The 26,306-nt window shown below is 56.4% G+C and carries 29 protein-coding genes; 27 read left to right on the top strand and 2 right to left on the bottom strand.

What is annotated here, in order from left to right; genetic code table 11:
- The first annotated feature begins 1 nt into the window (after nucleotide 1).
- The 27 genes from WNY39_RS04560 (at nucleotide 2) to WNY39_RS04430 (ending at nucleotide 23,497) form a co-directional block, all read left to right on the top strand.
- A complete protein-coding gene (locus WNY39_RS04560; RefSeq protein ID WP_342844458.1) occupies nucleotides 2-901 on the top strand; it encodes an NAD(P)-dependent oxidoreductase in 900 nt (299 codons plus the stop codon).
- A gap of 180 nt (nucleotides 902-1,081) precedes the next feature.
- A complete protein-coding gene (locus tag WNY39_RS04555; protein ID WP_093915956.1) occupies nucleotides 1,082-1,447 on the top strand; it encodes an NADH-quinone oxidoreductase subunit A in 366 nt (121 codons plus the stop codon).
- Entirely contained in the window at nucleotides 1,438-1,974 is a 537-nt protein-coding gene (locus tag WNY39_RS04550) for an NADH-quinone oxidoreductase subunit B family protein (RefSeq protein ID WP_341234368.1), read from the top strand. The genes WNY39_RS04555 and WNY39_RS04550 overlap by 10 nt, the downstream gene beginning before the upstream one ends.
- 9 nt (nucleotides 1,975-1,983) lie before the next feature.
- The gene (locus tag WNY39_RS04545; RefSeq protein ID WP_341234369.1) at nucleotides 1,984-2,589 is read left to right on the top strand and encodes an NADH-quinone oxidoreductase subunit C; all 606 of its coding nucleotides are present in this window, start codon (nucleotides 1,984-1,986) and stop codon (nucleotides 2,587-2,589) included.
- Nucleotides 2,589-2,762, top strand: a complete 174-nt coding sequence (locus WNY39_RS04540) for a hypothetical protein (protein WP_175498533.1) — start codon at nucleotides 2,589-2,591, stop codon at nucleotides 2,760-2,762. The genes WNY39_RS04545 and WNY39_RS04540 overlap by 1 nt, the downstream gene beginning before the upstream one ends.
- Nucleotides 2,762-3,985 (top strand): NADH-quinone oxidoreductase subunit D, encoded by a 1,224-nt coding sequence (locus WNY39_RS04535; RefSeq protein WP_341234488.1) that lies wholly within the window; start codon nucleotides 2,762-2,764, stop codon nucleotides 3,983-3,985. The genes WNY39_RS04540 and WNY39_RS04535 overlap by 1 nt, the downstream gene beginning before the upstream one ends.
- A gap of 81 nt (nucleotides 3,986-4,066) precedes the next feature.
- On the top strand, nucleotides 4,067-5,341 hold the full coding sequence (locus WNY39_RS04530) for an NADH-quinone oxidoreductase subunit E (protein WP_342844454.1): 1,275 nt from the start codon (nucleotides 4,067-4,069) through the stop codon (nucleotides 5,339-5,341).
- A gap of 32 nt (nucleotides 5,342-5,373) precedes the next feature.
- Nucleotides 5,374-6,216, top strand: a complete 843-nt coding sequence (locus WNY39_RS04525) for an endonuclease (RefSeq protein ID WP_342844453.1) — start codon at nucleotides 5,374-5,376, stop codon at nucleotides 6,214-6,216.
- A 22-nt stretch (nucleotides 6,217-6,238) separates the two neighbouring features.
- A complete protein-coding gene (locus WNY39_RS04520; RefSeq protein WP_342844451.1) occupies nucleotides 6,239-6,466 on the top strand; it encodes a DUF5337 domain-containing protein in 228 nt (75 codons plus the stop codon).
- Between the two features lie 73 nt (nucleotides 6,467-6,539).
- On the top strand, nucleotides 6,540-7,835 hold the full coding sequence (gene nuoF / locus WNY39_RS04515) for an NADH-quinone oxidoreductase subunit NuoF (protein ID WP_342844449.1): 1,296 nt from the start codon (nucleotides 6,540-6,542) through the stop codon (nucleotides 7,833-7,835).
- A gap of 7 nt (nucleotides 7,836-7,842) precedes the next feature.
- The gene (locus WNY39_RS04510) at nucleotides 7,843-8,250 is read left to right on the top strand and encodes an MAPEG family protein (protein WP_342844447.1); all 408 of its coding nucleotides are present in this window, start codon (nucleotides 7,843-7,845) and stop codon (nucleotides 8,248-8,250) included.
- 92 nt (nucleotides 8,251-8,342) lie between these two features.
- A complete protein-coding gene (locus WNY39_RS04505) occupies nucleotides 8,343-8,837 on the top strand; it encodes a DUF3291 domain-containing protein (RefSeq protein WP_342844445.1) in 495 nt (164 codons plus the stop codon).
- Nucleotides 8,838-8,841: 4 nt separating this feature from the next.
- The gene (locus WNY39_RS04500; RefSeq protein WP_342844444.1) at nucleotides 8,842-9,168 is read left to right on the top strand and encodes a hypothetical protein; all 327 of its coding nucleotides are present in this window, start codon (nucleotides 8,842-8,844) and stop codon (nucleotides 9,166-9,168) included.
- Between the two features lie 116 nt (nucleotides 9,169-9,284).
- Nucleotides 9,285-9,686: a DUF5333 domain-containing protein gene (locus WNY39_RS04495; protein ID WP_342844441.1), complete on the top strand. Its 402-nt coding sequence runs from the start codon at nucleotides 9,285-9,287 to the stop codon at nucleotides 9,684-9,686.
- A gap of 4 nt (nucleotides 9,687-9,690) precedes the next feature.
- Entirely contained in the window at nucleotides 9,691-11,706 is a 2,016-nt protein-coding gene (gene nuoG / locus WNY39_RS04490) for an NADH-quinone oxidoreductase subunit NuoG (protein ID WP_342844439.1), read from the top strand.
- A gap of 14 nt (nucleotides 11,707-11,720) precedes the next feature.
- Nucleotides 11,721-12,089, top strand: coding sequence for a hypothetical protein (locus WNY39_RS04485; RefSeq protein ID WP_341234489.1), 369 nt, complete (start codon nucleotides 11,721-11,723; stop codon nucleotides 12,087-12,089).
- Nucleotides 12,090-12,095: 6 nt separating this feature from the next.
- The gene (nuoH, locus tag WNY39_RS04480) at nucleotides 12,096-13,136 is read left to right on the top strand and encodes an NADH-quinone oxidoreductase subunit NuoH (protein ID WP_342844437.1); all 1,041 of its coding nucleotides are present in this window, start codon (nucleotides 12,096-12,098) and stop codon (nucleotides 13,134-13,136) included.
- Nucleotides 13,137-13,140: 4 nt separating this feature from the next.
- On the top strand, nucleotides 13,141-13,629 hold the full coding sequence (gene nuoI / locus WNY39_RS04475; protein WP_093915968.1) for an NADH-quinone oxidoreductase subunit NuoI: 489 nt from the start codon (nucleotides 13,141-13,143) through the stop codon (nucleotides 13,627-13,629).
- A complete protein-coding gene (locus WNY39_RS04470; RefSeq protein ID WP_341234380.1) occupies nucleotides 13,626-14,027 on the top strand; it encodes a carboxymuconolactone decarboxylase family protein in 402 nt (133 codons plus the stop codon). Before nuoI ends, WNY39_RS04470 begins: the two co-directional genes overlap by 4 nt.
- Nucleotides 14,024-14,626, top strand: a complete 603-nt coding sequence (locus WNY39_RS04465; protein ID WP_341234381.1) for an NADH-quinone oxidoreductase subunit J — start codon at nucleotides 14,024-14,026, stop codon at nucleotides 14,624-14,626. The genes WNY39_RS04470 and WNY39_RS04465 overlap by 4 nt, the downstream gene beginning before the upstream one ends.
- Nucleotides 14,627-14,803: 177 nt before the next feature.
- Nucleotides 14,804-15,109: an NADH-quinone oxidoreductase subunit NuoK gene (nuoK, locus tag WNY39_RS04460; RefSeq protein WP_093916121.1), complete on the top strand. Its 306-nt coding sequence runs from the start codon at nucleotides 14,804-14,806 to the stop codon at nucleotides 15,107-15,109.
- A gap of 4 nt (nucleotides 15,110-15,113) precedes the next feature.
- Nucleotides 15,114-17,219, top strand: coding sequence for an NADH-quinone oxidoreductase subunit L (gene nuoL, locus WNY39_RS04455; RefSeq protein WP_342844433.1), 2,106 nt, complete (start codon nucleotides 15,114-15,116; stop codon nucleotides 17,217-17,219).
- On the top strand, nucleotides 17,219-18,775 hold the full coding sequence (locus WNY39_RS04450) for an NADH-quinone oxidoreductase subunit M (protein ID WP_341234383.1): 1,557 nt from the start codon (nucleotides 17,219-17,221) through the stop codon (nucleotides 18,773-18,775). The genes nuoL and WNY39_RS04450 overlap by 1 nt, the downstream gene beginning before the upstream one ends.
- A gap of 11 nt (nucleotides 18,776-18,786) precedes the next feature.
- Nucleotides 18,787-20,232: an NADH-quinone oxidoreductase subunit NuoN gene (nuoN, locus tag WNY39_RS04445; RefSeq protein ID WP_342844430.1), complete on the top strand. Its 1,446-nt coding sequence runs from the start codon at nucleotides 18,787-18,789 to the stop codon at nucleotides 20,230-20,232.
- A gap of 16 nt (nucleotides 20,233-20,248) precedes the next feature.
- Nucleotides 20,249-21,031, top strand: a complete 783-nt coding sequence (locus tag WNY39_RS04440) for a biotin--[acetyl-CoA-carboxylase] ligase (RefSeq protein WP_342844428.1) — start codon at nucleotides 20,249-20,251, stop codon at nucleotides 21,029-21,031.
- 20 nt (nucleotides 21,032-21,051) lie between these two features.
- A complete protein-coding gene (locus WNY39_RS04435) occupies nucleotides 21,052-21,825 on the top strand; it encodes a type III pantothenate kinase (RefSeq protein WP_341234386.1) in 774 nt (257 codons plus the stop codon).
- Nucleotides 21,826-21,829: 4 nt separating this feature from the next.
- Nucleotides 21,830-23,497 carry a ribonuclease J gene (locus WNY39_RS04430; protein WP_341234387.1) on the top strand — a complete coding sequence of 556 codons (1,668 nt, stop codon included), beginning with the start codon at nucleotides 21,830-21,832 and terminating at the stop codon, nucleotides 23,495-23,497.
- A 146-nt stretch (nucleotides 23,498-23,643) separates the two neighbouring features.
- On the opposite strand, the gene WNY39_RS04425 is transcribed toward WNY39_RS04430, so the two are convergent.
- Both WNY39_RS04425 and WNY39_RS04420 read right to left on the bottom strand, forming a co-directional pair.
- Nucleotides 23,644-25,206, bottom strand: a complete 1,563-nt coding sequence (locus WNY39_RS04425) for a DEAD/DEAH box helicase (RefSeq protein WP_342844425.1) — start codon at nucleotides 25,204-25,206, stop codon at nucleotides 23,644-23,646.
- Between the two features lie 138 nt (nucleotides 25,207-25,344).
- Complete coding sequence (locus WNY39_RS04420; protein ID WP_342844423.1) at nucleotides 25,345-26,289, bottom strand: glycosyltransferase family 2 protein; 945 nt, start codon at nucleotides 26,287-26,289, stop codon at nucleotides 25,345-25,347.
- Between the last annotated feature and the right edge of the window lie 17 nt (nucleotides 26,290-26,306).

The raw sequence follows: 26,306 nt of genomic DNA, 5'->3' as shown, positions 1-26,306 counted from the left end.
CATGCGGATTTTGTTTACAGGCGGCAGCGGCAAAGCGGGGCGGCATGTGGTGCCCTATCTGATGGACCAAGGGCATCAGGTGTTGAATGTCGACCTTGAACCACTGGATCATCCCGGCGTCGATAACCGCATTGCAGACATCACCGATGCAGGGCAGATGTTTGACGTGATGCAAAGCTATGCCAATCTGGCCGAGCTGGAACCGGGCAAGGGTATGCCTGCGTTTGATGCCGTCGTACATTTTGCAGCGATCCCGCGCATTTTGATCCGGTCTGACAACGAGACATTCCGCGTCAACACGATGGGCACCTATAATGTCATTGATGCGGCGCTCAAGGCAGGGGTGCGCAAGGTGATCTTTGCCTCCTCCGAGACGGCTTATGGCATCTGTTTCGCGGATGGAGAGATGAAGCCCCAGTATATTCCCATAGATGAGGAACACCTGACCGTTCCCCATGACAGCTATGCCATGTCCAAGGTCTGTAACGAGGCGACGGCGCGCAGTTTTCAGGCGCGGACGGGGGCCGATATCTATGGGCTTCGAATCAACAACGTGATCGAGCCTGATGAATATGCGCGTATTTTTCCCGATTTTATCGACGACCCCGACCAGCGTCGCCGCAATATATTCGCCTATATCGATGCCCGTGATCTGGGGCAGATGGTGGCGCGGTGTTTGGCGACTGATGGCTTGGGCTATGAGGTGTTTAATGTTGCCAATGGCGACCATTCGGTGGACCGCACAACGGATGAGCTGATCCAGCGCTACTATAAGGATGTGCCGAAAACCCGCGAGATGGGCCAAAACGAGACATTTTTCACCAATAAAAAGGCCCGCGACATGCTGGGCTTTGCCCCGGAGCACAGCTGGCGCGACTATGTCGAACCGCCCGGAAAATAACACGCTGCACGTTTATTGATCTGACCTTGATCCCACCATAATCGCGTCTGGAAATGGATGCTTCAAATGTGGCGGGTTCTGTTGACCCGGACGTAGCAGGGGGGTAAACCCCAATCAGTTGGGTTTGCCGCCTGACAGGTAAGGCGCATTGTCGCCCCCCATACGCAAAGGAGCTTCCCCTTGGACGAGATGATGCGGGAATACCTGCCAATCCTTATTTTCTTGGCTGTGGCCATTGGTCTTGGCCTTGTTTTAATGTTGGCAGCCGTGGTGATCGCGGTGCGCAATCCAGACCCTGAAAAAGTGTCGGCGTATGAATGTGGCTTTAACGCATTTGACGATGCGCGGATGAAATTTGATGTGCGGTTCTACCTCGTGTCGATTCTTTTCATCATTTTCGATCTCGAAATTGCATTTCTCTTTCCCTGGGCGGTCGCCTTTCAGGATGTGAGTATGGCAGGTTTCTGGTCGATGATGGTGTTCCTGGCCGTGCTTACCGCCGGCTTTGCATATGAGTGGAAAAAGGGAGCTTTGGAATGGCAGTAGCAGCCGCGGGGGCCAATACGGCCGGGATGGACCGTGACGTGGCCACCCAAAACCTGAACAAGGAATTGCAGGACAAGGGTTTTCTGCTGACCTCGACCGAGGATCTGATTAACTGGGCGCGTACCGGTTCGCTGCACTGGATGACGTTCGGTCTGGCCTGCTGCGCGGTCGAGATGATGCACACCTCTATGCCGCGCTATGACCTTGAACGCTTTGGCACCGCGCCGCGCGCCTCCCCGCGTCAGTCGGATCTGATGATCGTTGCAGGGACCTTGACCAACAAGATGGCACCGGCCCTGCGCAAGGTCTACGACCAGATGCCCGAACCACGCTATGTGATCTCGATGGGGTCCTGCGCCAATGGCGGCGGCTATTACCACTACAGCTATTCTGTGGTGCGCGGCTGTGACCGGATCGTGCCGGTTGACATCTACGTACCCGGCTGCCCCCCAACGGCAGAGGCGCTGTTGTACGGCATCATGCAATTGCAGCGCAAAATGCGCCGCACCGGCACAATTGTTCGCTAAGGGGCTGATATGTCAGAACAACTGAACGAACTTGGCGCGTATATCGAGGCAAAACGCCCCGATTGCATCTTGGGCTGGGAAATCGCCCATGGTGAGTTGAACATGGACGTGACACAGGCAAATCTGCCGGGTCTGGTGGAGTTTATCAAAAGCGATGCAACCTGCCGTCTGACGTCTTTGGTCGACATCACGGCTGTCGATTATCCCGGTCGGGCAAAACGCTTCGACGTTATCTATCACTTCCTGTCGATGTTCCAGAACCACCGCATTCGCCTGCGCGTCGCCGCGCGCGAAGAAGACATGGTGCCGTCGATCGTTGCCATCCACCCGTCGGCCAACTGGTTCGAACGTGAAGTGTTCGACATGTTCGGCATCCTGTTTGCAGGCCACCCCGATTTGCGCCGTTTGCTGACCGACTATGGCTTCCGCGGCCATCCGCTGCGCAAGGATTTCCCGACCACCGGCTATACCGAAGTTCGCTATGACGAGGTTGAAAAGCGCGTGGTTTATGAACCCGTGTCCTTGGTTCAGGAATATCGCCAGTTTGATTTCATGTCCCCATGGGAAGGCGCAGAATACATCCTTCCGGGTGACGAAAAGCCGGAGGCCAAGTAATGGGAGGCCTCTGGTGGTTCATTCTTTCGGCCCTGACGATCATCCCGATGGTGAAGATTTTGCCGTTTTTCGGCATCAATAAATATTGGTCCGTGGCCTGCGTGGTCCCCTTTGGCACGATTGCGTTGCTGTGGTGGGTTGGCCTGAAACTGACCGAGTTGGAGCGTAAATGATGGACGGCACCAAAGGTTTCGAAGATGCCCTGACCGGCGAACAGAAAATCCGCAATTTCAACATCAACTTTGGTCCGCAACACCCTGCGGCCCACGGCGTTTTGCGTCTGGTGCTCGAGCTGGACGGCGAGATTGTCGAACGGTGCGATCCACATATCGGCCTGCTGCACCGTGGCACCGAAAAGCTGATGGAAAGCCGGACCTATCTGCAAAATCTGCCGTATTTCGACCGGCTGGATTATGTGGCCCCGATGAACCAAGAACATGCCTGGTGTCTGGCCATTGAAAAGCTGACCGGCGTTGTTGTGCCACGCCGCGCGTCGCTGATCCGCGTGCTTTATTCCGAGATTGGCCGCATTCTGTCGCACCTGCTGAACGTGACCACGCAGGCGATGGACGTTGGCGCGCTGACCCCGCCGCTGTGGGGCTTTGAAGAACGCGAAGATCTGATGATCTTTTATGAACGGGCCTGTGGTGCGCGTCTGCACGCGGCCTATTTCCGTCCCGGCGGTGTTCACCAAGATCTGCCGCCAGCCTTGCTGGACGATATCGAAACATGGTCGCACAAATTCCTGTCAGGTTTCATGGTCGACATCGACGAATTGCTGACCGAAAACCGCATCTTCAAACAACGCAATGTCGATATCGGTGTTGTCAGTGCCCAAGACATCCAAGACTGGGGTTTCTCGGGCGTGATGGTACGCGGGTCCGGCATGGCATGGGATTTGCGTCGCGCAGAACCCTATGAATGCTATGATGAATTTGAATTCCAAATCCCGACTGGTGTGAATGGCGATTGCTATGACCGCTATCTGGTCCGGATGGAAGAAATGCGCCAATCCACTTACATCATCCAGCAGGCGATCGCGAAATTGCGCGAACCCGAAGGGCAGGGCGATGTGTTGGCACGTGGCAAGATCACACCACCCAGCCGGTCCGCGATGAAGACCGATATGGAAAGCCTGATCCACCACTTCAAACTGTATACCGAAGGGTTCCACGTCCCCGCCGGCGAAGTCTATTGCGCGGTCGAAGCGCCCAAAGGCGAATTCGGCGTGTATCTTGTCGCGGATGGCACCAACAAACCTTACCGCGCAAAACTGCGCGCGCCGGGTTATTTGCACCTGCAAGCGATGGATTATCTGGCCAAAGGCCACCAGCTGGCGGATGTCGCGGCGATCATCGGTACCATGGATATCGTCTTTGGCGAGGTTGACCGTTGATCGGACCTGCCATTTTCATTTTGCCAAATAAACTCCCGCCGGAGGCACCTGCCGTCTCTGCCAGAACGAAAGCCTGATCTGATGCTGCGCCGTCTACACCCTGACCAACCGACAAGCTTTGCCTTTACCCCTGACAATCAGGTATGGGCCGAAGCGCAGATCACCAAATACCCCGAAGGCCGTCAGGCGTCGGCGATCATTCCGCTGCTCTGGCGCGCGCAAGAGCAAGAGGGCTGGCTGAGCCGTCCTGCGATTGAACATGTGTCTGAAATGCTGGGGCTGGCCTATATCCGTGGCCTCGAAGTTGCGACATTCTATTTCATGTTCCAGTTGCAGCCCGTGGGCGAGGTGGCGCATTTCCAGATTTGTGGCACGACGTCCTGTATGATTTGCGGTGCCGAAGACCTGATCAAAGTCTGCAAAGACAAGATCGCAGCGCAACCGCATCAAATCAGCGCAGATGGCAAATTCTCGTGGGAAGAAGTTGAATGTCTGGGTGCGTGTTCAAACGCGCCAATGGCCCAGATCGGCAAAGACTATTACGAAGACCTGACCACCGAAGGCTTCGCTGCGATGATCGACGAGATGGCAGAGGGGAAAGTTCCTGTTCCCGGCCCTCAGAACGGTCGCTACGCGTCCGAGCCCTTGTCGGGTTTGACCAGCCTCACAGACCACGACAGCGGCAAAACCCAATATAACGCAAGCGTTCAGCTAGCTGTTGATATTGGCGATACAATCAAACGGATTGACGGCACCGAGGTGCCATTTACAGCACCATGGCAGGGCAAAGCCGCTGGTAAGACCACCAAAAAAGCGGCAGCACGCGATGATCAGATGCCCCCAAGCGGCCCCGATGGCGCGCAAGGCGGACGCACAGCGGCAGAGAAATCTGCGCCGCGCAATGTTGGCGACAGCTCTGACCAAAAGTCAGAGGCACCGGGCGAAGCCAAGGGCGATAAGGCCATCGCCAAGCCCGCCCAAGGTAGCGTCGCACCCGCGCCCAAGACACCTGCGTCCAAGCCCGGCATTGCCGTATCGGCAGAAAAGAATGCTGATGCGATGGGCACCAAACCTGCAACTCTGGACGCCCCGCGCGGCGGTGCTGCGGATAACCTCAAGCTGATCAGGGGCGTCGGCCCTAAGCTTGAAAAACTGGTGAATGACCTTGGTTTCTTCCACTTTGACCAGGTCGCAAGCTGGACAGCGGATGAGCTGGCTTGGGTCGATCAGCACCTTGCGGGGTTCAAAGGACGCGCGAGCCGCGATGGCTGGATTGACCAAGCTAAAAAGCTGGCCGCAGGCGAGGAAACAGAATTCTCGTCCCGCGCCAAAAAAGATGATATCTATAAAGGATAATTAATCATCTTGAATGGTATGAAGGGACGAACATGACAAGTTTAACGGAAAAAGAAGAGTGTAAACGTGGGTGCACGCGGTGGGGGGCTGGTATTGGCCTTGTTGCCGCTCTTTTGTTTTGGTTGGTTTTCGGCTGGGGCTTCTTCATGTCGTTGATCTTGGGCATCGTCCTGGGTCTTGTCGCATATTTCGTGCTTGTGACTATGTGGTGTAACAAGGTCGTTGATGCACCTGCTCAAGCGGCGGCACCAGCGCCTGCGCCGACGCCCGCACCTGCAGCGCCAGTGTCTGCGGCACCTGCATCCGGGTCTGACGCCACTGCATCTGCCGATGTTGGCGGTGCCGCGTCCGAGGCAACAGCCGGTACATCTGCTGCCGCAGTGACAGAAAAGGCAGCGTTTTCAGGTGTTAAACCTAGCAAACCCTTGAAGGGTCAGGAAGAACTGGCCGCGCGCAAGGGGAGCTATAAATACGAGGCCCCTAAAGCCGAGAAAGCAGCGCCCAAAAAAGCAGCGACCAAAAAAGCACCTGCTAAAAAGGCCGCTGCGCCTAAAAAAGCCGCGCCAGTCGCGTCGGCGGATATTCCTGCCGCAGCCGTTGAAAGCCAGCCTGAGACGTTGACGCAGCCACGGGCAGGTGGGGCGGATGACCTCAAGCTGATCAGCGGCGTTGGACCCAAGCTGGAACAGACCTTGAACGAACTTGGCTTCTATCACTTTGATCAGATTGCCAAGTGGGGACCCGATGAAATTACTTGGGTCGATGCACGGGTACGTTTCAAGGGTCGTATTCAGCGGGACAATTGGATGGCGCAGGCGGCAACCTTGGCCGCTGGCGGGGAAACCGAATTCTCTGCCCGTAAAAAGAAAAGCTAAAGCCTGATATGGTGCCTGACAGATGACCGAAGAAGAAAACATCGCACTTGCCCGCAAGGGTCGGATGGTGGCGTTGGTCATTGCAGTCACCATGTTGCTTTGGATCGCATTGCAATGGGCCGCGCCGTATTTCGGTTTGCCGGGGCGCTATGCATTGTTGTTTGATTTTGCGGCTCTAGCTGCCCTGATCTGGGCGATGGTGAATATCTACCAGATGCGCAAGGCACGATCGGCCAGCCGCAACGGTTAAAAGAAAACGCGGTACGCCGCACAGGAATAGAACAGTAAGCGCAGCACGGCTGCGAGACATAAAGGCAAGCAATATGCTCCAGGATCAAGACCGCATCTTTACCAATATCTATGGTATGCACGACCGGACGCTGAAAGGCGCGCAGGCGCGTGGCCATTGGGATGGCACTGCGAATATCCTGAAGAATGGCCGCGAATGGATCATTGACCAGATGAAGGCGTCTGGCCTGCGTGGTCGTGGTGGTGCGGGCTTCCCGACCGGTCTGAAATGGTCTTTCATGCCCAAGGAAAGCGACGGCCGCCCCAGCTATCTGGTGGTGAATGCGGACGAATCCGAACCCGGCACCTGTAAAGACCGCGAAATTATGCGTCATGATCCGCACACGCTGATCGAAGGGTGTCTGATCGCCAGCTTCGCGATGCAGGCCAACGCGTGCTACATCTATATCCGTGGCGAATATATCCGCGAGCGCGAGGCGCTTCAGGCCGCGATCGACGAAGCCTATGACGCGGGTCTGGTCGGCAAGAACGCCTGCAAATCCGGTTATAATTTCGACATTTACCTGCACCACGGGGCGGGGGCCTATATCTGCGGCGAAGAGACCGCATTGCTGGAAAGCCTTGAAGGTAAAAAAGGCATGCCACGCATGAAACCGCCGTTCCCTGCGGGGGCTGGCCTTTATGGCTGCCCGACCACAGTGAACAACGTGGAATCGATTGCCGTTGTGCCAACCATCCTGCGCCGCGGGCCCGAGTGGTTCTCGAGCTTTGGACGCCCGAACAATGCGGGCACCAAATTGTTTGCGATCTCGGGGCACGTCAACAACCCTTGCGTCGTCGAAGAAGCGATGAGCATCGGTTTTGAAGAGCTGATCGAAAAGCATTGCGGCGGTATTCGCGGCGGCTGGGACAACCTCAAGGCGGTTATTCCGGGTGGCTCGTCCGTTCCGATGATCCCCGGCGCACAGATGCGCGACGCGATCATGGATTTCGATTACCTGCGCGAGCAACGCTCCGGTCTGGGCACGGCAGCGGTGATTGTCATGGATAACTCCACCGACGTGATCAAAGCGATCTGGCGTTTGGCCAAGTTCTACAAGCACGAAAGCTGCGGCCAATGCACGCCCTGCCGCGAAGGGACCGGCTGGATGATGCGCGTGATGGACCGTCTGGTGACTGGTGATGCCGAACCGGCTGAAATCGATATGCTATTGGACGTCACCAAGCAGGTTGAAGGTCACACGATCTGTGCCCTTGGCGATGCGGCGGCCTGGCCAATTCAGGGTCTGATCCGCCACTTCCGCGACGAAATCGAAGACCGTATCAAGCACAAGCGAACCGGCCGCGTCAGCGCCGTCGCAGCGGAGTAAAATCACTATGGAAGCCTTCGCCACCTATAGCCACGCCATCACATCGCTTGCCCTTTGGGCACTGATCGTCAACGTCTTGGGTATGATATCAATCCGGGGCCGAACGCCCGAGGGGCGCTGCGACTGTGGCAAGCCCAAACGGAACTATGACGACCCCGTCTACCGCAGTGAACGCGCATTCATGAACGCCGTTGAAAACAGTGGCCCGTTCATCGCGGCGACGGTTGCGGCTATTTTGATCGGTGCATCGCCGTTCTGGGTGAACCTGCTGGCGTCAATCTTTATCGTGGCACGTATCGGGATGGCGTTTGTCCATATACGCACAACAAATCAACCCGCGCGGTCGGCATGTTTTGCGACAGGGATGTTTTGCATTTTCGGGTTGGTGATTATGACGATCGTGGCGGCATTCTAGGCAGGGGTCGCGGGGTTTTATCCCTAGGCCATCATGTATCGTCCGGGCAAACGTTGGATGATGTGGTGCCCCTCGCAAGATAGGAGACGGTGATGAAAGACATGCATCTGGCAGAACTGAACGTAGGTCGGCTTTTGGCCCCCACGGATGATCCGCGTGTTGCTGAATTCATGGACAACCTTGACCGGATCAACAGTTTGGGCAAACGGATGCCCGGTTTTGTGTGGATGATGGAAGGGTCGGGCGAGCCGGGCACCGGCAACACCGAGGCCAAGATCGGCGACGATCCCCAGCATGTGTCGAACCTGACCGTTTGGGAAAATGTCGAAACCCTTGAACAATTTGTCTGGGGGACGATCCATAAACAGTTCTATGCCCGTCGCGCTGAATGGTTCGAGGTTTTGGGCAAGATGCATTTCGTGATGTGGTGGGTGCCAAAGGGCCACCAACCTACCCTAGAAGAAGCGTTGGCGCGTTTGGATCATCTGCGCGAACACGGCGACAGCGACCATGCTTTTGGCTGGGCGCATCTGAAACAGGCAACCCGTTGGCGCACCGACGGATGCCAGGCCATTGCGGCGGAGTAATATGATGAGATTTTTTGTAATTGCTTTGACAATTGTTGCTGCTGTGGCTGGGTGCTCTTCCCGAGAGGACCGGATCGCGTTTGACGGCATATATTTCAATACCAAGCTAAGCAAAGTTGACGGTCAACGCGATGTATTCACGCTGTTGGTCAAGAACGCATCGCAGTCTATCGATGGTGCCCGAGAGGCGGCCCGCTATGACGCGACATCCTATTGTGTGAACACCTATGGCAGTTCTGACATCGCTTGGGTCGTTGGCCCCGACAGCCCTGCAGATGATCTTGTCCTTGTTGATGATAGTTTGACCTTTTCTGGGTCTTGCCCTTCTTGATGGATTGCGCGACACACCGCATGCAAATGGCTGATTTCGGGATGTTATTGTATAGCAACGGCGTCAGTTCCCATATGCAGAAGGGGCATTCTGCCCCCCTGCATGAGGAGAGTAAAATGCGTAACGTTTTAACTGCTGTATTATCTGTGGCGCTGCTGGCCAGCCCGGCTGCTGCCAAGCCGGCTTTGCGTGATGTACCCGCCGTGGATGACGCGCTGCTGGATTTGGGCCTGGCCGACCAGATTCGCAAAGAGTGCCCTGATATTTCCGCCCGCTTTCTGCGCGCTATCAGCTATTTGAATAATATTCACCAAACAGCGAGAACCTTGGGCTATACAGAAGCCGAAATTGATGCATACCGGAAAAGCCCGGCGGAAAAAGCGCGTATGAAAGCCCGTGGCGCTGCATATTTAGAGGCAAATGGGGTCGATACTTCGGACCCACAAAGCTATTGTACGCTTGGGCGTGCAGAAATCCAAAAATCGAGCCGTATCGGTTCGTTACTGAGAGCGAAATAAGCATATGAGCGATATCCGCAAAATCATCATTGACGGTAAAGAAGTCGAAGTCGAAGGGGCGATGACGCTTATTCAGGCTTGCGAGGAAGTGGGCGTGGAAATTCCGCGTTTCTGCTATCACGAGCGTCTGTCGATTGCGGGTAACTGCCGGATGTGTCTTGTTGAAGTTGTGGGCGGCCCGCCCAAGCCTGCCGCATCTTGTGCGATGCAGGTGCGCGACTTGCGCCCCGGTCCCGAAGGTCAGCCGCCGGTCGTTAAAACCAATTCGCCCATGGTTAAAAAGGCCCGCGAGGGCGTAATGGAATTTTTGCTGATCAACCACCCGCTTGATTGCCCGATCTGCGATCAGGGTGGCGAATGCGATTTGCAAGATCAGGCGATGGCGTACGGCGTTGATTTCAGCCGCTACCGCGAACCCAAACGCGCGACCGAGGACCTTGATCTGGGGCCGTTGGTCGAAACCCACATGACGCGCTGCATTTCCTGCACCCGCTGCGTGCGTTTTACCACCGAAGTTGCCGGTATTCACCAGATGGGCCAGACCGGCCGTGGTGAAGATGCCGAAATTACAGCCTATCTGGGTCAGACGCTTGATTCGAACCTGCAGGGCAACATCATTGATCTATGTCCGGTTGGTGCGCTGGTGTCGAAACCTTACGCCTTTACCGCACGCCCATGGGAATTGTCCAAGACCGAATCCATCGATGTTATGGATGCGCTTGGGTCGAACATCCGCGTCGATACCAAAGGCCGCGAAGTCATGCGCATGTTGCCGCGCAACCATGACGGCGTGAATGAGGAATGGATTTCTGACAAAACGCGCTTTGTCTGGGACGGCCTGCGCCGCCAGCGTTTGGACACACCTTATATCCGCGAGAACGGCAAGCTGCGCAAAGCGGAATGGCCCGAAGCGTTGGCCGCCGCTGCTGCTGCGATGAAGGGTAAAAAAGTTGCTGGCCTGATCGGTGATCTGGTGCCGGTTGAGGCTGCATTCGCGTTGAAGCAGCTGATCGAAGGGCAGGGCGGTGTTGTCGAATGCCGCACTGATGGCGCAAAATTGCCTGCTGGAAACCGGTCCGGCTATGTTGGCACCGCGACCGTCGAAGACATTGATACTGCAAAAGCAATTATGCTGATCGGCACGAACCCCGCTGTTGAAGCTCCGGTGCTGAACGCCCGCATTCGCAAGGCTTGGGCACGCGGCGCAGATATTGGCCATGTCGGCCCTGCCGCTGATCTGACCTATGATCACGCGCATTTGGGCAATGGCCCTGCGGTTCTGAACGATCTACTGACACGCGATCACTCTGACGTCGCTGATAAGCCGTCGCTGGTGATCGTTGGCATGGGCGCATTGGCCCGCGAAGATGGTGCTGCTGTTCTGGCCGCCGCGATGGCATTGGCCGAGGCAACGAAATCCGGCTTTATGGTGCTGCACACCGCCGCGTCCCGTGTGGGCGCAATCGATATCGGCGCTGTGACCGACGGCGGCGTGACCGACGTCGTGGCTGCTGATGTTGTCTATAACCTTGGTGCGGACGAGGGCGATGTGCCTGCTGGTCCTTTCGTGATCTATCAGGGCAGCCATGGTGATCGCGGTGCACATCGCGCCGATATTATCCTTCCGGGTGCCGCCTATACCGAGGAAGCCGGGTTGTTCGTCAACACCGAAGGGCGTCCTCAACTGGCCGCGCGGGCCAGCTTTGCCCCCGGTCAGGCCAAGGAAAACTGGGCCATCCTGCGCGCGCTTAGCGCCGAGATGGGCGCGACTTTGCCGTTTGATTCTTTGGCAGCTTTGCGCAAGGTGCTGGTGGCAGAGGTTCCGCATCTGGGCGACATCGATCAGGTCGCTGCAAACGACTGGGCAGCTTTGCCACAGGCCGAGATGGACAGCGCGGCGTTCCAGCCTGCGATTGCCGATTTCTACCTGTCCAACCCCATCGCGCGGGCCAGCGAGCTGATGGCGGAACTTTCGGCGAATGCCAAAGCCCGCCGCGAAGCGCCCATGGCGGCGGAGTGAGGGTTTTCGGGATGATGATGATCCCTGTTATGATGGCCGGCTGCGAGGCGCAGGCCCCCATGGCAGAGGATTTCATTCCCGATTATCAGGGCGTGGAAACCAAATTGCTGGATGGTGATTTGGTGCAGTTTAACGTGGCCATGACCAAGGCGCGGTCGGCCGAGAATGTGGCGGACTATGCGGAATGCGCTGCGGCGCGGTATACCTTGATCCGGGGCTTTGGATTTGCCCGCCATGTGCGTACAAATGTTGAGATCGTGGGTGGCGTCTGGCACGCAGATGCTGTTTACACCATCTCGCCAAGCCTGCCACGGGGCTTGAAGACAATTGATGCCGAAGTGACCGTGCAAAACTGCATGGAACGCGGCATACCGACGGTGTGAGGACCTATGGCTGACTTCTTTTTTAACACCACGCTTGGCACGATCCTTATGATCATTGGCCAGATTCTCTTGATCGTAGTGCCGTTGCTTCTGGCGCTGGCCTTCTTGATGTATGCAGACCGCAAGATCTGGGCGAGCGTTCAGTTGCGCCGCGGTCCGAACGTGGTTGGCGTGTATGGCTTGCTGCAATCCTTTGCGGATTTCGGCAAATACATCGTCAAAGAGATCGTGGTGCCCGCCGGTGCAGACCGGCCCGTATTTTTCATGGCCCCGATGGTCACTTTGGTCATGGCGCTGGTTGCCTGGGCCGTGATCCCGTTCAATGATGGCTGGGTCTTGTCCGACATCAACGTGGCGATCCTGTTTGTCTTCGCGGTTTCCTCGCTCGAGGTATATGGCGTGATCATGGGCGGTTGGGCCTCGAACTCCAAATACCCGTTCTTGGGCAGCTTGCGTTCTGCCGCGCAGATGATCTCTTACGAGGTGTCCATCGGGTTGATCATCATCGGTGTGATTATCTCCACCGGGTCGATGAACTTTAGCGGGATCGTTGCTGCGCAAGACAGCAATTACGGATTGCTGAGCTGGTATTGGTTGCCACACTTCCCCATGCTGATCTTGTTCTTTATCAGTGCCTTGGCCGAAACAAACCGCCCCCCATTCGATTTGCCCGAAGCGGAATCGGAACTGGTTGCGGGCTATCAGGTTGAATATTCGTCCACGCCATTCCTGCTGTTCATGATCGGCGAACTGGTTGCCGTCGTTCTGATGTGCGCGCTGATCTCGCTGATGTTCTTTGGCGGTTGGTTGTCCCCCATTCCGGGCTTGCCTGATGGCATTTTCTGGATGGTCGCGAAAATGGGTCTGGTGTTCTTCTTCTTCTCCTTGGTCAAGGCGATTACACCACGCTACCGCTATGACCAACTGATGCGTTTGGGCTGGAAGGTCTTCCTGCCGTTCTCGCTGTTCTGGGTGGTTTTCGTGGCCTTTGCGGCAAAATTCGAATGGTTCTGGGGTGTTTACGCACGCTGGACAGTAGGGGGCTGATCCGATGACAGACTACACCCGTCACGCCAAATATTTCCTGTTGCAGGATTTCTATCACGGTCTGAAGCTGGGCATTAAATATATGTTCAAGCCTAAGGCGACGATCAACTACCCCCATGAAAAGGGGCCTTTGTCGCCGCGTTTCCGTGGTGAACACGCACTGCGCCGCTATGCCAACGGCGAGGAACGCTGCATTGCGTGCAAACTTTGCGAGGCCGTGTGCCCTGCGCAAGCGATCACAATCGACGCGGAACCGCGTGAAGACGGCAGCCGCCGCACCACGCGCTATGACATCGACATGACCAAATGCATCTATTGCGGCTTCTGTCAGGAAGCCTGCCCGGTGGATGCGATTGTCGAGGGTCCGAATTTCGAATTCTCGACCGAGACCCGCGAAGAGCTGTATTATGACAAGGCCAAGTTGCTGGAAAACGGCGACCGCTGGGAAGCCGAAATTGCGCGCAACCTTGAGATGGACGCACCTTACAGATGACCCAAACGCCTAACCCTTTTGAAGAAATGATGCGTCAGATGCAGGAAATGGCCAAAGCCTTTCCGGCGATGGATGCCTTTTCGACCAAAGGGTTCGAGGCGATGATGGGCAAGATGCCCAAGGACATGATGGAAACGCTGTTTGGCAACACGATGAACCCTGACGGGTTGGATGCCAAAACGCGGATGTTGCTGACGATTTCGGGCCTGACCATGCAGGGTGCCCAGAACGAAATGGCGCTAAGACAGGCCGTTGTGCACGCGATCGAAGCTGGCGCACATAAGCAGCAAGTGATTGAGACGATTGGACAGATGGCGGTTTTTGCCGGTATCCCCGCCATGACCCGCGCGATGCAAATTGCGCAGGACGTGCTGGATGACAAGGAAGGTGACGCATGAGCGTTTTTGCATTTTATCTTTTTGCGATCAGCGTGATTGCAGGCGGGCTCTTTACCGTGATCAGCCGCAACCCGGTGCATTCGGTGCTGTGGTTGATTTTGGCCTTCCTCAGCGCGGCGGGTCTGTTCGTGATGTTGAACGCCGAATTCGTGGCGATGCTGCTGATCATCGTTTATGTGGGCGCGGTTGCCGTCTTGTTCCTGTTCGTCGTCATGATGCTGGACGTTGATTTCGCGGAACTAAAGGCGGAAATGGCGCGCTATATGCCGCTGGGTTTGCTGATCGGGTTGATCGTGTTGATGCAATTCGTGATGGCCTTTGGCGCATGGGATGCAAACGCCGCTGCCGAAGGGCTGCGTACCCAAGTGGTTAGCGACGAGGTGCAGAACACCGCGGCTTTGGGTTTGATCCTCTATGACGAATATTTCCTGCTGTTCCAGCTGTCCGGCTTGATCCTGCTGGTTGCGATGATCGGGGCGATTGTTCTGACGCTGCGCCATCGCGGCGATGTGAAACGCCAAGACGTGGTCGCGCAAATGATGCGTGATCCGGCCAAGGCGATGAAATTGAATGATGTGAAACCGGGGCAGGGCCTGTAAGGGCTGCCCGAACAAGGATGTGATCCGATGTCGCGAACTACAATTGTTGTGTTGGTTGTCGTGCTGATCGTTGTTTTCGGCGGCTACAACATCATCGGATAACGGCTGGATCAGGGTCAAACCCTGAACGCCAAGAACGAAAGAACGCCCAACACGGGCAAAGAACCGAGGGACGACATGATCGGAATTGAACATTACCTGACAGTGGCGGCGACGCTTTTTGTCATTGGCATTTTCGGGCTATTCCTGAACCGCAAGAACATCATCATCATGTTGATGTCGATCGAGCTTATGCTGCTTGCGGTAAACATTAACTTCGTCGCGTTCTCGCATTTCTTGGGCGATTTGGTGGGGCAGGTCTTTACCCTTTTCGTTCTGACAGTCGCCGCTGCCGAAGCTGCGATTGGTCTGGCCATTCTGGTCTGCTTCAACCGCAACCGTGGGTCTATCGCGGTTGAAGACGTCAACGTGATGAAGGGCTAAGATCATGGAAAGCATCATTCTTTTCGCGCCGCTTGTTGGTGCCTTGATCACAGGTTTCGGTTGGAAGCTGATTGGCGAAAAGCCGGCGCAATGGTTTGCAACGGCCATGCTGTTTCTGGCGGCATTGCTCAGCTGGGTCGTCTTTCTGACCTTTGATGGCGAGACCCAACATATCCAGCTGCTGCGCTGGATCGAAAGCGGCAGCCTGTCGACAGATTGGGCGATCCGCATGGACCGGCTGACGGCGATTATGATGATCGTGATCACCACCGTATCCAGCCTCGTGCATCTGTATTCCTTTGGCTACATGGCCCACGACGAAAACTTTAGCGACGCCGAGCCATATCGCGCGCGTTTCTTCGCATATCTGTCGTTCTTTACCTTTACGATGTTGATGCTGGTGACGGCGGATAACCTTGTTCAGATGTTCTTTGGCTGGGAAGGTGTGGGCGTTGCCTCGTATCTGTTGATCGGATTTTATTACAAAAAACCGTCCGCCAACGCGGCCGCGATCAAGGCGTTTGTGGTCAACCGTGTGGGTGACTTTGGTTTCGCGCTCGGTATCTTTGGCCTGTTCTATCTGACCGACAGCATCAAGTTCGACGATGTTTTCGCCGCCGCACCAGAGCTCGCGAACACCACTCTGCATTTCTTGTGGGCGGATTGGAACGCCGCGAACCTGCTGGCATTCTTGTTGTTTGTCGGTGCCATGGGTAAATCCGCGCAGCTGTTCTTGCACACTTGGTTGCCCGACGCGATGGAAGGGCCGACCCCTGTGTCCGCTCTGATCCACGCCGCGACAATGGTTACTGCGGGTGTTTTCCTTGTCTGCCGTATGTCGCCGCTGATGGAATTTGCGCCCGAAGCGATGATGTTCGTAACCTTTATCGGTGCGACCACAGCGTTCTTTGCCGCGACTGTGGGTCTGGTTCAGACCGACATCAAACGGGTTATCGCATATTCGACCTGTTCGCAGCTGGGCTATATGTTCGTGGCTGCTGGCGTTGGCATGTATTCCGCCGCGATGTTCCACCTGCTGACCCACGCGTTCTTTAAGGCGATGTTGTTCCTTGGGGCGGGGTCCGTCATTCACGCGATGCACCACGAGCAGGACATGAACAACTATGGCGGTCTGCGCAAAAAGATCCCTTATACGTTCTGGGCCATGATGATCGGCACGCTGGCGATTACCGGTGTCGGCATTCCGCTGACGCATATCGGTTTCGCCGGGTTCCTGTCTAAGGATGCGATTATCGAAAGCGCTTGGGCCGGTGGCACGTCCTATGCCTTCTGGATGTTGGTGATTGCTGCGGCGATGACCAGTTTCTACAGCTGGCGTCTGATGTTCATGACCTTCTTTGGCAAACCACGTGGCGACAAACACACCCATGACCACGCGCATGAAAGCCCGATGGTTATGCTGATCCCGTTGGGTGTTCTGAGCCTTGGCGCGATCTTCTCGGGGATGGTGTTTTACAACAGCTTCTTTGGTCATGCCGAAGATATCGGCGAATTTTACGGTATCCCGATGGCCGAAATGGCCGCTGATGGTCACGCCAAGGTTGAGGGTGCCGAGGACAGCCACGCTGATGCAGGTCATGCTGACGCAGGCCACGGCGATGATGCCCATCACGGTGCCAGCTTTGCTGGTGCACCGGGCGAGGGCGCTTTGTTCTTTGGGCCTGAAAACACTGTCTTGGACGATGCCCATGCAGCCCCGACCTGGGTTAAGGTTAGCCCGTTCATTGCGATGTCGTTGGGTCTGCTCATGGCGGTATGGTTCTACATCTGGAACCCAACCTTGCCGGGTCGTTTGGCGGCGAACCAACGTCCCTTGTACCTATTCTTGCTGAACAAATGGTATTTTGACGAACTCTATAACGTGATTTTCGTCAAACCGGCCTCGGCCATTGGTCGTTTCTTTTGGAAGCGCGGCGACGGCAACATCATCGACGGGACGCTCAATGGCATCGCCATGGGCATTATTCCCTTCTTCACGCGGCTCGCGGGGCGTGTGCAATCTGGCTACATCTTTACCTACGCCTTCGCCATGGTGATCGGGATCGCGGTCCTTGTGACTTGGATGACGATGAGCGGGGGGGCAAACTAATGGACCATCACTTGCTTTCCATCATTACCTTTATGCCAAGCTTTGCGGCGCTGATCTTGGCCGTTTTCCTGCGCGGCAACGACGAAGCAGCGGCACGCAATGCGAAATGGCTGGCGTTGATCACGACATCGGTTACCTTCCTGATCTCGCTGTTTATCCTGTTCGATTTTGACCCGTCGAACACCGGGTTTCAGTTTGTGGACGAGGCGACTTGGATCATGGGCCTGAAATACCGCATGGGTGTCGATGGCATTTCGATTCTGTTTGTCATGCTGACCACATTCATGATGCCACTGGTGATTGCCGCCAGCTGGAACGTGACCACGCGGGTCAAGGAATACATGATCGCCTTCCTGCTGCTGGAAACGCTGATGTTGGGCGTGTTCATGGCCTTGGATATGGTTCTGTTCTATCTATTCTTCGAGGCGGGCCTGATCCCGATGTTCCTGATCATTGGTATCTGGGGCGGCGCGAACCGGATTTACGCGAGCTTTAAATTCTTCCTCTATACCTTCCTTGGGTCGGTGTTGATGCTGGTGGCCATGGTCGCGATGTATGCGGATGCGGGTACCACCTGTATCGGCGGTTGCGAGGTCAGCCTGCTGACCCACACCTTTGCCTCCGAGACATTCTCGATTGCCGGCATAACTGTGGTTGGCGGTTTGCAAACCATGCTGTTCCTGGCGTTCTTTGCCAGCTTTGCGGTAAAAATGCCGATGTGGCCTGTGCACACTTGGTTGCCAGACGCGCACGTTCAGGCCCCGACGGCGGGTTCCGTCGTACTGGCGGCGATCCTGTTGAAAATGGGCGGCTACGGTTTCTTGCGGTTCTCGCTGCCGATGTTCCCGGTCGGGTCTGACGTTCTGGCCCCGCTGGTGCTGTGGATGTCAGCAATCGCGATTGTCTATACATCGCTGGTGGCACTGGTTCAGGAAGACATGAAAAAGCTGATCGCCTATTCATCCGTCGCCCACATGGGTTTCGTGACAATGGGGATCTTTGCCTTTAACCAACAAGGCCTTGACGGTGCGATTTTCCAAATGGTCAGCCACGGCTTTATCTCGGCTGCGTTGTTCCTGTGTGTGGGCGTCATTTACGACCGCATGCACACCCGCGAGATTGACGCCTATGGCGGTCTGGTGAACCGGATGCCCGCCTATGCGCTGGTGTTCATGTTCTTCACCATGGCCAACGTTGGCTTGCCGGGGACCTCCGGTTTTGTGGGTGAATTCCTGACGTTGATGGGCATTTTCCAAGTGAACACCTGGGTGGCTGCGGTTGCGACAACCGGGGTGATCTTCTCGGCGGCCTATGCGCTGTGGCTGTATCGCCGGGTCGTCATGGGCGACCTGATCAAGGAAAGCCTGCGCACAATCACCGATATGTCGACCCGCGAGCGTTGGATTTTCGCACCGCTGATCGTCATGACCCTTCTTTTGGGCATCTATCCGGCACTGGTCCTTGATATCATCGGGCCGTCGGTTTCCGCCCTTGTTGCTAGCTATGATACGGCCCTGGAGGCGGCAAATGCCGCTGTCCAGATGGCCTCAGAATAAAGGACCGCGCGATGATTTCCGCTGATCTGAATGTCATCCTGCCCGAAATCGTGCTGTCGCTTTTCGCGATCTTGGCGCTGCTAGGGGCGGTCTATACGTCAAAGGATAAAACCGGCACATTGCTGGTCTGGGCGACGTCCGTGGTGATGATCCTGCTGGCGATCTGGATCGGCATGACCGGCACCGGCGAAACGCGGATCGCGTTCAACGGGCTGTTCATTGAAGACGGATTTGCCCGTTTTGCCAAAGTGACGATCTTGCTGAGCGCCGCTGCGGTGCTGATTATGTCGAACGATTACATGCGCGCACGTGGCTTGCTGCGGTTTGAATACCCGGTGTTGATCGCGCTGAGCGTGGTCGGCATGATGATGATGGTCAGCGCGGGCGATCTGATGTCGCTTTACATGGGCCTCGAGCTGCAATCGCTGGCGCTTTACGTGGTTGCGTCCCTACGTCGTGACAGCATCAAATCCACCGAGGCCGGCCTGAAGTATTTCGTTTTGGGGGCGTTGTCCTCGGGGATGCTGCTGTACGGTATATCGCTGGTTTATGGGTACGCAGGCACCACGCAGTTTGCAGGTGTGATGAGCGTTGCACAGTCGGGCAGCACGTCGCTGGGGCTGCTGTTCGGGATCGTATTCATGATGTCGGGCTTGGCGTTCAAAGTATCTGCCGTGCCGTTTCACATGTGGACACCTGACGTATATGAGGGCGCACCAACCCCCATCACGGCGTTCTTTGCCACTGCCCCGAAAGTGGCGGCGATGGGATTGTTCGCCCGCGTGATGCATGACGCCTTTGGCAATGCCGTCGCGGATTGGAGCCAGATTGTTGCGGTCTTGTCCGTATTGTCGATGTTTCTGGGTGCGATCGCGGCGATTGGTCAAACCAATATCAAACGTCTTATGGCCTATTCTTCGATTGCGCATATGGGTTATGCCCTAATCGGTCTGGCCGCGGGCACGCAATTGGGCGTTAAGGCGATGCTGGTCTATATGGCGATCTATGTGACGATGAACATCGGCACCTTTGCGTTTATTCTGAGCATGGAAAAAGACGGCCAGCCGGTTGCGGATATTTCCGCGCTGAACATGTATTCCAAGCGCGCACCGGGCAAGGCGCTGGCCATGCTCGTATTGCTGTTCTCGTTGGCCGGTGTGCCGCCGATGTTGGGCTTTTTCGCCAAATTCGGTGTGTGGCAAGCGGGCATTGATGCCGGTTTGATCTGGCTCGTCACCGCAAGCGCTGTCGCGTCTGCAATTGGTGCATATTATTACCTGCGCATCGTGTTTCTGATGTATTTCGGTGAAGAAGGCGATGATCGTCTGGACGGTGGCAAAAATGGTCTGTTGACCGGGTTCCTGATTGCCTCCGCTGTGATCATGGTGGTCGGTATCGCCAATATGTTCGGTGTCGAAGAAGCTGCCATTCGGGCGGCGGCGACGCTGGTCAATTGATCTGATGGTGGGGCCCGTGAGCGAGGGAGCCTCCGGCGGGGATATTTATAAGCCAGAGAAGCAGGGGGCGTCGTGGCCGCAAGGCTACGGTCGGCTTGTGTTTGAAACCCTCGATTCCACGTTAAGTGAGGCGGCACGCCGCGCGCCTGACCTGACCGGTCCGGTTTGGATTTTGGCCGAAGAGCAGACGGCGGCGCGTGGCCGGCGAGGGCGGTCTTGGGCCACACCAAAGGGTAACTTTGCGGGCACTTTGATGATGCGCCGGATCGAAGCGCCGGGTATCGCGGCGCTGCGCAGTTTTGTGGCGTCACTGGCATTGCGGCGCGCCTTTGTGCGGGTGACGGGCGATGACGGGGCTTTTACGCTGAAATGGCCAAATGACGTGCTGCTGAATGGTGGCAAAGTGGCCGGAATATTGCTTGAGAATATCGGCGATCATCTGGCGATTGGCATTGGTGTGAACCTTGCCCACGCGCCAAGCGCGGATCAGGTCGAACCTGGGGCAGTGCGCCCTGTATCGGTGATTGGCGAGACCGGGCGAACGGTATCGCCCACCGCTTTTCTTGATGCGCTGGCCGCTGAGTATGCCGTGCTTGAGACACAGTTCCAGACCTTTGGCTTTGCCCCGATCCGCACGGCCTGGCTGGCCCATGCGGCGCGTTTGGGCGATGAAATTCTTGCACGCACCATGCGCGAAGAGACGCGTGGCGTATTTGAAGATGTGGATGAGAACGGCAGTCTGATCTTGCGCACCCCCAAAGGGCGGGTGCCGATCACTGCGGCGGATGTATTTTTCTAAACACAAGGGAGGGTCGTTTTATGCTATTGGCGGTTGATTGCGGCAATACGAATACGGTTTTTTCCATCTGGGATGGGACGCAGTTCATTGGAACGTGGCGCACATCGACAGAATGGCAGCGCACGGCGGACCAGTATTATGTCTGGCTCAGCACCTTGATGAAGTTTCAAAAGGTCGAAGCCGATATCACCGATATGATCATCAGCTCGACCGTGCCGCGCGTCGTGTTCAACCTGCGGGTTCTGGCCGATCGGTATTTTCACACGCGGCCCATCGTGGTGGGCAAGCCTGAATGCAAGCTGCCGGTGGATGTGCGTGTGGATGCGGGCACGGCAGTGGGGCCGGACCGTTTGGTGAATACCGTTGCCGGATATGATCTGTTTGGTGGCGATCTGATTGTGGTTGATTTCGGGACGGCCACCACCTTTGATGTTGTCGACAGTGACGGGGCCTATATTGGCGGCGTCATCGCCCCCGGCGTTAATCTCAGCCTTGAGGCATTGCATAATGCGGCGGCGGCCTTACCTCATGTGGATATCTCCAAACCACAGGCGGTGATCGGCACAAACACTGTGGCCTGCATGCAATCGGGTGTTTTTTGGGGTTATGTCGGCCTCGTTCGTGAGATATGTGCGCGGATAAAGGCGGAGCGTGAGCGCGAAATGCGCGTGATCGCCACCGGCGGGCTGGCCCCGTTGTTTCAACAGGCTGTGGACCTGTTCGATGCCTATCAAGATGATCTGACAATGCACGGTTTGACCGTGATTTATAATTATAACAAGGACACCGCTTAATAATATGAGCAGCGAAAGATTGATCTATCTGCCCCTCGGTGGGGCAGGTGAAATTGGCATGAATGCCTATGTGTATGGATACGGGAAACCCGGCAAGGAACGACTGATTGTTGTCGACCTTGGCGTGGCATTCCCTGACATGGACACCAGCCCGGGCGTGGATTTGATCATCCCCGATATCGCTTGGCTGGAAGAACGCCGCAACCAGATTGAGGCGATTTTTATCACCCACGCGCACGAAGACCACGTGGGCGCGGTTGCGCATACCTATGACCGTTTGCGCGCGCCGATCTATACGCGCAAGTTTACGGCGAACATCGCCAAGCGCAAGATGAGCGAATATAACCACCCCGATGACGCGGTTACGACCGTGGCACCGTGGCCCGCAACGACCACCGTTGGCCCGTTCACCGTTGGTTTTCTGCCGATGTCTCACTCGATCCCTGAATCGTCATCGCTGGTGATTGACGTGGCCGGTGAACGGTTGATTCACTCGGGCGATTTCAAGATCGATATGACCCCGGGCGTGGGCGAAGCCTATGACCCAGAGCTGTGGGCCGATGTGTCCAAAAATGGCGTCAAGGCGTTGATCTGCGACAGTACCAACGTGTTTTCGCAGCACCCCGGCCGGTCGGAAGCGACCGTTGGGCCAGAGATCGAAAAACTGCTTGGCTCAGCCCAAGGTATGGTTGTCGCGACGACATTTGCGTCGAACGTTGCACGCGTGAAAACGCTGGCCGATGCGGGCGAACGGGCAGGGCGGTCTGTCGTTCTGCTGGGCCGCGCGATGAAGCGGATGGTCGAAGCGTCACTTGAAACTGGCGTGATGAAGGACTTTCCTGCGGTGATCAGCCCCGAGGATGCGCGCGGCGTACCACGGGAAAACCTGATGCTGCTGGTGACCGGTTCGCAGGGCGAACGCCGTGCGGCTTCGGCCCAATTGGCACGCGGAAAATACATGGGTCTTGAGATGAAGGAAGGGGACATGTTCCTGTTCTCGTCCAAGACCATTCCCGGCAACGAACGCGGCGTGATCAAAGTGATCAACGCGTTCTCCGAGATGGGCGTTGATATCGTCGACGACAGTTCCGGCCTTTACCACGTGTCGGGCCACGCGAACCGTCCCGATCTTGAGACGCTGCATGATGTGGTTAAGCCGCAGATCCTGATCCCGATGCACGGCGAACACCGTCACCTGCGCGAGCATGTGAAGATCGCCAACGGCAAAGGCATGAAGGGCGTTTTGGCTGTCAACGGCATGATGATCGACCTGTCTGGCAATGAGCCCAAAGTCGCTGAATATGTCGACAGCGGGCGCACCTATCTGGACGGCTCGACGCAGATTGGCGCGATGGACGGGGTCGTGCGCGACCGTATCCGCATGGCGCTGAACGGTCACGTCACCGTTACCGTCATTCTTGACGAGAACGACGAAGCCTTGGGTGACCCGTGGGTCGATGCCATGGGTCTGCCCGAACATGGCCGGTCCAAAGCGTCGCTGGTTGAGGTTCTAGAGGCTGATTTGGGCCAGTTCATGGGCCGCGCGAACGCCAAGACATTGCGCGACGATGACAAGCTGCATGACGGGCTAAAGCGCGTTGTGCGTCAGTCGGCCAATGACGAGATCGGCAAAAAGCCCGAAGTTACGATTGTGGTTAGCCGCCTAAGCTGATCGCCTGAAATTACTGCATTTGCGCCGCGTGGATCGATTGATCTGCGCGGCGTTTTTGTTTCTGGGTGTCTGCTAAACGAACCGGTTAAACGAAAACGGGCGCAAGGTTTCCCTCACGCCCGTTTTTCTTGAATTTTTGCCAGCGTTTAGTCGCGGCGTTCCGCAAAGCTGAGGCCGATAAATTCGGGGGTGTGTTCGCCCAAGCCGACAACTTTGTTATCATTACGATTGTTCTGATTGCGGTTTTCGTTGCGGTTGTTTCCGCGTCCGCCGCGACGGTTTTGCTGTTGCTTGTCGTCTTGCGGTTTTTCTTCCGGCGTCGCTGCCTTGGGCTCTGGCTGCTTTTCGGCCTTTACCTCTGGCGTTGCTGCTGGTGCATCTGCAACGGTGGTTTCTGTCTCAACCTTGGCCGCCTCAGGCTTTTTCCGGCTGCGGCTCCGCGTGCGCTTGGGCTTTTCTGCCTTGGGCGCATCATCTTGTGCTGCATCTTGAACCGCGGGTTTTTCTGTTTTCACAGGCTCTTGCGCGGCGTCATTCGCCGGTTTTGCAGGGGCTTTGTTGCCAAGCGGGTTTTCAAGGCGCGGAATCTCGCGCTGAACCAGACGTTCAACATCGGCAAGGTTCTTTTCGTCCCGTGGAACGCAGATCATGATCGCCTTGCCATCACGCCCCGCGCGACCTGTGCGGCCAATACGGTGCACATAGTCTTCGGCATGGGAGGGCACGTCAAAGTTATAGACGTGGCTGACCGACGGTACATCAAGACCGCGCGCCGCAACATCTGACGCCACAAGGAAGCGCAGATCGCCGTTACGGAACCCTTCAAGGGTTTTGGTGCGTTGGCTTTGATCCAGATCACCGTGGATCGGGGCCGCGTCATAGCCGTGCTTTTTCAACGACTTGGCAACAGTGTCCACGTCCATCTTACGGTTGCAAAAGATGATCGCGTTTGTGCATTTGTCGCCTTCGGCGTCAATCAACGCGCGCAGGACATTGCGCTTTTCAGTCGCTTCGCGGTCCTTGCGGGACGCGGTCAGCATCAAAACACCTTGTTCGATATTCTCGCCTGTGGTGGCCTGACGTGCCACTTCGACACGTGTGGGGTTGGACAGGAAGGTGTTCGTAATACGCTCAATCTCTGGGGCCATGGTGGCCGAGAAGAACAGCGTTTGCCGTGTGAAGGGCGTCATCTGGAAGATGCGTTCGATGTCGGGGATGAACCCCATGTCCAGCATCCGGTCAGCCTCGTCGACGACCATGATTTTGACGTCGGACAAGATCAGCTTGCCGCGTTCAAAATGGTCGATCAAGCGGCCCGGGGTTGCGATCAGAACGTCAACGCCTTTGTCGATCAGCTTGTCCTGCTCACCAAAGGATACGCCACCAATCAGCAGCGCCTTGGTCAGCTTCAAGTGCTTTGTGTAGGTGTCAAAGTTTTCGGCAACCTGTGCGGCCAGTTCCCGCGTAGGGCACAAAACCAAGCTGCGCGGCATGCGTGCACGGGCACGGCCACGGGCAAGCATAGTAATCATGGGCAGGGTAAAGCTGGCAGTTTTGCCGGTACCGGTTTGGGCGATTCCCAAGACGTCTTTGCCTTCAAGCGCGGGTGGGATTGCGCCTGCTTGAATCGGCGTCGGGGTTTCGTACCCGGCCTCTTCAATAGCTTTCAGTACTTTTGGATTTAGATTGAGATCAGTAAATTTTGTCATGTGTGTCCGATGGTAGCGGACATGAATCTCGGCCCGCGGCAGCATTCATGTCGGCCCGCATGGCCCAAGGGGCGGAGGGACTCCGCGACATGTTGTGCACCCATTAACAAAGACTCTGCAGCAGGTCAAATGGGTGCGCTAAACGCCTGTGTAATCTGGGAAATGCTGGCTAAGATGTGACACAAGGTCCAGTTCCACCTCACGTAGAAATCCATGGCCGGCGAGACCTTTGCGCAGGGCAGGGCTGTCGGCACAAACCTCGTCAAAGAATGCCCGTAAACCGGCTTCTCCGGCTTCGCTTTCGATCCGTGTGAAAAGCTCGTGCATGGATAACCCCCCTTTTTCGTGGGGTTTGTTGGGGGCCAGCTCGGGTCGGTAGCTGCCCTTGGTCACGCGGTAGCGGTAGGCGGCGATCCAGTCTTCCCATGATTTCGCATGGGCATGGGCCAGATCAATCCCGTCTTGCGGGTCATGGCAATCCAACATTTTGCCATCCTGAAACACGTTATGGATTCGGACGTGAATTTTCGGAAGGCCCGTGCGCACGAATACCTTGCCCGCCAGATGGCTTAGGAAGCCGCCTTTCACATCCTTGCCATAGGTCGGGTATAGATCGGCGGTGATCCGGGCGCGGTCTGGCCCGCTGGGGATGAACCCCTTGAAGACGGATGCGTTGCCCGACAGTTGCTCCATCGGGCGGATGCGTGTGGCGGGGGGATCGGCGGGGCGTTCGGCCAGTATTTCCGCAATAGGACGGTCGGCGACCAGAAACTCATCCACGTCCATATGGATCAGCCAGTCGACCTCGGCCCGCTTGTTATAGGCGTGGGTGGCGTTGGCGGTCTGGCGTACTTGGTGCATCGCGGGGCGGTCGCGTTTGCGTTGTTTCCAGTATTTATCATCGCAGGTGATCACGCGGATCTTGGGGTTCGCGTTAAGATGTTCAAACGCCTGCGGGTTCGGCGCATCGAGATAGATGTAAATGCGATGCGCGCCTGCTGACAGGTGATGCGCGGCAAACTGCAAAATGTCGCGCGTTGGCGCAAGAATGGTCGAGGCGATGCCCCATGTCACGTCAGTCATGGGATGAGTTTGCGGTG

This window comes from Sulfitobacter sp. AS59 (assembly GCF_038899995.1).
Lineage (GTDB): Bacteria > Pseudomonadota > Alphaproteobacteria > Rhodobacterales > Rhodobacteraceae > Sulfitobacter.
Note: the sequence above shows the minus strand (reverse complement) of the source record. Positions and strands in the feature narration are given on the sequence as shown.

Excerpts from the sequence above, each read along its gene's own strand:
- WNY39_RS04425 (WP_342844425.1), bottom strand. The coding sequence starts at position 25,206 with ATGACAAAATTTACTGATCTCAATCTAAATCCAAAAGTACTGAAAGCT.
- nuoN (WP_342844430.1), top strand. The coding sequence starts at position 18,787 with ATGATTTCCGCTGATCTGAATGTCATCCTGCCCGAAATCGTGCTGTCG.
- WNY39_RS04420 (WP_342844423.1), bottom strand. The coding sequence starts at position 26,289 with ATGACTGACGTGACATGGGGCATCGCCTCGACCATTCTTGCGCCAACG.
- WNY39_RS04470 (WP_341234380.1), top strand. The coding sequence starts at position 13,626 with ATGACCCAAACGCCTAACCCTTTTGAAGAAATGATGCGTCAGATGCAG.
- WNY39_RS04535 (WP_341234488.1), top strand. The coding sequence starts at position 2,762 with ATGGACGGCACCAAAGGTTTCGAAGATGCCCTGACCGGCGAACAGAAA.
- nuoH (WP_342844437.1), top strand. The coding sequence starts at position 12,096 with ATGGCTGACTTCTTTTTTAACACCACGCTTGGCACGATCCTTATGATC.
- WNY39_RS04560 (WP_342844458.1), top strand. The coding sequence starts at position 2 with ATGCGGATTTTGTTTACAGGCGGCAGCGGCAAAGCGGGGCGGCATGTG.
- WNY39_RS04525 (WP_342844453.1), top strand. The coding sequence starts at position 5,374 with ATGACAAGTTTAACGGAAAAAGAAGAGTGTAAACGTGGGTGCACGCGG.
- WNY39_RS04540 (WP_175498533.1), top strand. The coding sequence starts at position 2,589 with ATGGGAGGCCTCTGGTGGTTCATTCTTTCGGCCCTGACGATCATCCCG.
- WNY39_RS04465 (WP_341234381.1), top strand. The coding sequence starts at position 14,024 with ATGAGCGTTTTTGCATTTTATCTTTTTGCGATCAGCGTGATTGCAGGC.
- WNY39_RS04430 (WP_341234387.1), top strand. The coding sequence starts at position 21,830 with ATGAGCAGCGAAAGATTGATCTATCTGCCCCTCGGTGGGGCAGGTGAA.
- WNY39_RS04510 (WP_342844447.1), top strand. The coding sequence starts at position 7,843 with ATGGAAGCCTTCGCCACCTATAGCCACGCCATCACATCGCTTGCCCTT.
- nuoL (WP_342844433.1), top strand. The coding sequence starts at position 15,114 with ATGGAAAGCATCATTCTTTTCGCGCCGCTTGTTGGTGCCTTGATCACA.
- WNY39_RS04520 (WP_342844451.1), top strand. The coding sequence starts at position 6,239 with ATGACCGAAGAAGAAAACATCGCACTTGCCCGCAAGGGTCGGATGGTG.
- WNY39_RS04495 (WP_342844441.1), top strand. The coding sequence starts at position 9,285 with ATGCGTAACGTTTTAACTGCTGTATTATCTGTGGCGCTGCTGGCCAGC.
- WNY39_RS04435 (WP_341234386.1), top strand. The coding sequence starts at position 21,052 with ATGCTATTGGCGGTTGATTGCGGCAATACGAATACGGTTTTTTCCATC.
- WNY39_RS04530 (WP_342844454.1), top strand. The coding sequence starts at position 4,067 with ATGCTGCGCCGTCTACACCCTGACCAACCGACAAGCTTTGCCTTTACC.
- nuoI (WP_093915968.1), top strand. The coding sequence starts at position 13,141 with ATGACAGACTACACCCGTCACGCCAAATATTTCCTGTTGCAGGATTTC.
- WNY39_RS04545 (WP_341234369.1), top strand. The coding sequence starts at position 1,984 with ATGTCAGAACAACTGAACGAACTTGGCGCGTATATCGAGGCAAAACGC.
- WNY39_RS04450 (WP_341234383.1), top strand. The coding sequence starts at position 17,219 with ATGGACCATCACTTGCTTTCCATCATTACCTTTATGCCAAGCTTTGCG.
- WNY39_RS04505 (WP_342844445.1), top strand. The coding sequence starts at position 8,343 with ATGAAAGACATGCATCTGGCAGAACTGAACGTAGGTCGGCTTTTGGCC.
- WNY39_RS04485 (WP_341234489.1), top strand. The coding sequence starts at position 11,721 with ATGATGATCCCTGTTATGATGGCCGGCTGCGAGGCGCAGGCCCCCATG.
- nuoF (WP_342844449.1), top strand. The coding sequence starts at position 6,540 with ATGCTCCAGGATCAAGACCGCATCTTTACCAATATCTATGGTATGCAC.
- nuoK (WP_093916121.1), top strand. The coding sequence starts at position 14,804 with ATGATCGGAATTGAACATTACCTGACAGTGGCGGCGACGCTTTTTGTC.
- nuoG (WP_342844439.1), top strand. The coding sequence starts at position 9,691 with ATGAGCGATATCCGCAAAATCATCATTGACGGTAAAGAAGTCGAAGTC.
- WNY39_RS04500 (WP_342844444.1), top strand. The coding sequence starts at position 8,842 with ATGAGATTTTTTGTAATTGCTTTGACAATTGTTGCTGCTGTGGCTGGG.
- WNY39_RS04550 (WP_341234368.1), top strand. The coding sequence starts at position 1,438 with ATGGCAGTAGCAGCCGCGGGGGCCAATACGGCCGGGATGGACCGTGAC.